This is a genomic window from Actinophytocola sp., assembly GCF_035634895.1.
GTDB lineage: Bacteria > Actinomycetota > Actinomycetes > Mycobacteriales > Pseudonocardiaceae > Actinophytocola.
This window is the reverse complement of the sequence record NZ_DASQCC010000050.1, coordinates 1-3,052: the sequence shown is the minus strand read 5'-3', so window position 1 is coordinate 3,052 and position 3,052 is coordinate 1. Positions and strand designations below refer to the sequence as shown.

Genomic DNA, 3,052 nt, shown 5'->3' with positions numbered 1-3,052 from the left:
CCTGCAGTACCCGTGCGTGCTCGGTCCGTGCCTTGGCGACCTCGGTCGCGGCGGCCGCGAGGTCCGGCTGCGCGCCAGCGACCGACGAGGCCAGCGCGGCGTCGGTCCTGGCCTGCGCGGCCAGGTCGGCCAGCGGGTCCGGCGGTGGCGGCTTCGAGGGTTCCGGCGTGCACGCGGCCACCGGGACCAGGGCGGCGAGCGCGCCCAGACGCAGCGCCGCACGACGGGAGACCATCACAGCCGGTCATACTGCCAGGCCTGCCCACCACCCGGTCGGACGCACCATGCCTGCTCGGACCCAGGCCCTCCGAGCAGACGAGATACGCTTGGCAACCACGCAAGGTGAACGTCCACAACAGCAGGGACACAACAGCAGGGAGCGGCACGTGCCAGGTCAGCGACAACCCGCGAGCGGCGCCGGCGAGAAGCTCGCGCCATTGGTCGCGGACGCCGTGGCACGGGCCGGGTTCGAGCTAGAGGAACTCCAGGTCCAGCAGGCGGGCCGCAAGCAGTTGGTGAAGGTCGTCGTCGACGGCGAGAACGGGATCGGCCTCGACGAGGTCGCCGACGTCTCCCGGACGGTGTCCGAGGCGCTGGACCAGCGCGAGGACACCATGCCCGGCGCCTACACCCTCGAGGTCACCTCGCCCGGGCTCGACCGGCCGCTCACCAAGCCGAGGCACTGGCGCCGCGCGCGGCTGCGCAAGGTGACGGTGAAGGCGGCCGAGGAGAAGTTCGCGGCCCGCGTCGGCGACGCGGACGACGAGGGCGTCGAGCTGCTCGTGGACGGCCAGTTACGTCGCGTGGGATACCCCGAGATCGAGCACGCCGTCATCGAGGTGGAGTTCAAGGAACCGCCCGCGGCCGAGATCGCCAAGCTGACACATGAGGAGGGATCGAGGTGAATGTCGACATCGCGGCGCTGCGTGCGATCGAGCGTGACAAGGACATCCCCTTCGACACGGTGATCGAGGCGATCGAGACCGCGTTGCTCACCGCCTACAAGCACACCGACGGCCACCAGCCCCACGCCAGGATCGACATCGACCGGCGCACCGGCGTCGTCCGCGTGATCGCGTTCGAGGTGGGCCCGGACGGCGAGCCGGGCGAGGAGTGGGACGACACGCCGGAGGGCTTCGGCCGGATCGCGGCCACGACCGCGCGCCAGGTCATCCTCCAGCGCCTGCGCGACGCCGAGAACGAGAAGACCTTCGGCGAGTTCTCCGCCAAGGAGGGCGAGATCGTCGCGGGCGTGGTGCAGCGGGACGCCCGCGCGAACTCGCGCGGCATGGTCGTGGTCCAGGTGGGTGACACCGAGGGTGTGCTCCCGGCCGTCGAGCAGGTGCCCGGCGAGCGGTACGAGCACGGGGTCCGCATCAAGTGCTACGTGCTCGGTGTGAGCAGGGGAACAAGAGGACCCCAGATCACGTTGTCGCGGACGCACCCCAACCTCGTCAGGCGGCTGTTCGCGCTCGAGGTCCCGGAGATCGCCGACGGCACCGTCGAGATCCCGGCCGTGGCCCGCGAGGCGGGTCACCGGTCCAAGATCGCGGTCCGGTCCACGGTCTCGGGGGTCAACGCCAAGGGCGCGTGCATCGGCCCGATGGGGGCGCGGGTGCGCAACGTGATGAGCGAGCTTCTCGGTGAGAAGATCGACATCATCGACTACGCGGACGACCCCGCGACGTTCGTCGGCAACGCGCTGTCGCCGGCGAAGGTCATCTCGGTGCGGGTGATCGACGACCGGGCCAAGACCGCTCGTGTCGTCGTGCCGGACTTCCAGCTGTCGCTGGCGATCGGCAAGGAGGGCCAGAACGCCCGCCTCGCCGCCCGCCTGACCGGCTGGCGAATCGACATCCGGAGCGACGCCGCGCCGGCCGATCCACCCCCTTCCCCGGGAGTGGGCCAGGTCGCACCGGCGTCGGGTTCGGCCGAGTAGAGGGGACGGGATAGACTCATCAGTGGTTCATCATCATGGACCGGCGTCCAAGCACGCACGCGCACCGGCCGAAGGCCCGGTGCGGACGTGTGTGGGCTGCCGGAACAGGGCGTTGACCGGTGAGTTGCTCCGGATCGTGATATCGGGTGGGGAGCTCGCCTTCGATCTGCGAAGATCACTTCCAGGTCGGGGGGCGTGGTTACATCCCGATCTCGGATGCCTGAGCAAGGCCGAGCGTAGGCGGGCGTTCGCGAAATCGTTACGTGCGTCCGGTGAGCTCGACACCGGTCGTCTCCAGAGTGAGCTGGAGGCGCTGGTTCACCGCACGACCGGCACGGGATCTTCTCGAGCCGGGCAGGAAGAACGGAAGCAGGTCGACCCGTCATGAGTCAGCCGTGAAGCTGAAGCCATGAACGCCAGACGATAGGACGGGGTCGCGCGGGTCCTTACGCCGCCGGCCTCACTCGGACGAGGAGAGCAGTGGCAGGCAAGGCCCGAGTACACGAGCTCGCGAAGGAGCTCGGTGTAACCAGCAAGGACGTACTCGCGAAGCTCAAGGAGCTTGGTGAGTTCGTGAAGTCGGCGTCCTCCACCGTAGAGGCGCCAGTGGCCCGCAGGCTGCGGGACGCTTACCCCAAGGCGGGTGGGTCGGCCAAGTCCGACGGCCCCGCACGCAGGACATCAACCCCAACACCGACGCAGCCGAAGTCGGCGGCGGCGCCCAGTAAGCCGGAGGTCACCCAACCGGTGGCACAGACCGTCGTTCCGAAGCCGGCTGCCAAGCCGGGTCCGGCACAACCGAAGCCGGCCGTGCCAGTCGCGGCCACAGTCGAGACCGAGGCGCCCAGCCCGGCCGACGAGAAGCCGGCCCCCAAGCCGGCCCCCAAGCAGATGCCGCAGCCGCCGCACCAGCAGCAGCCCGCGGCCGCGCAGAACACCCAGACCAAGCCGAACGCGCAGACCAAGCCGAACGCCCAGACCAACTCGGGTCAGGGTGGCGGCCAGGTCGTGCCGCCGAGGCCGCAGTCGCCGAAGCCCGGTCCCCGGGCACCGCGGGTGGGCAACAACCCGTTCGGTGTCGGCGCCGGTGCGCCGCCCTCACGGCCCACGCCC

The 3,052-nt window shown here is 70.2% G+C and carries 4 protein-coding genes and 1 pseudogene; 4 read left to right on the top strand and 1 reads right to left on the bottom strand.

Going from position 1 to position 3,052, the window contains the following annotated elements; translation table 11 throughout:
- Positions 1 to 235 (bottom strand): annotated as a pseudogene (locus VET29_RS07390) (DUF4439 domain-containing protein); the annotation flags it as partial.
- 151 nt (positions 236 to 386) lie between these two features.
- Between VET29_RS07390 and rimP the strand changes: the two are divergent.
- The 4 genes from rimP to VET29_RS07370 all read left to right on the top strand — a co-directional run.
- A complete protein-coding gene (rimP, locus tag VET29_RS07385) occupies positions 387 to 905 on the top strand; it encodes a ribosome maturation factor RimP (RefSeq protein ID WP_324916433.1) in 519 nt (172 codons plus the stop codon).
- On the top strand, positions 902 to 1,939 hold the full coding sequence (gene nusA / locus VET29_RS07380; protein ID WP_324916430.1) for a transcription termination factor NusA: 1,038 nt from the start codon (positions 902 to 904) through the stop codon (positions 1,937 to 1,939). The genes rimP and nusA overlap by 4 nt, the downstream gene beginning before the upstream one ends.
- 22 nt (positions 1,940 to 1,961) lie before the next feature.
- Positions 1,962 to 2,327 (top strand): YlxR family protein, encoded by a 366-nt coding sequence (locus tag VET29_RS07375; RefSeq protein ID WP_324916427.1) that lies wholly within the window; start codon positions 1,962 to 1,964, stop codon positions 2,325 to 2,327.
- Positions 2,328 to 2,419: 92 nt separating this feature from the next.
- Positions 2,420 to 3,052: translation initiation factor IF-2 N-terminal domain-containing protein (locus VET29_RS07370; protein ID WP_324916424.1), on the top strand; the 633-nt coding region annotated here is incomplete at its 3' end.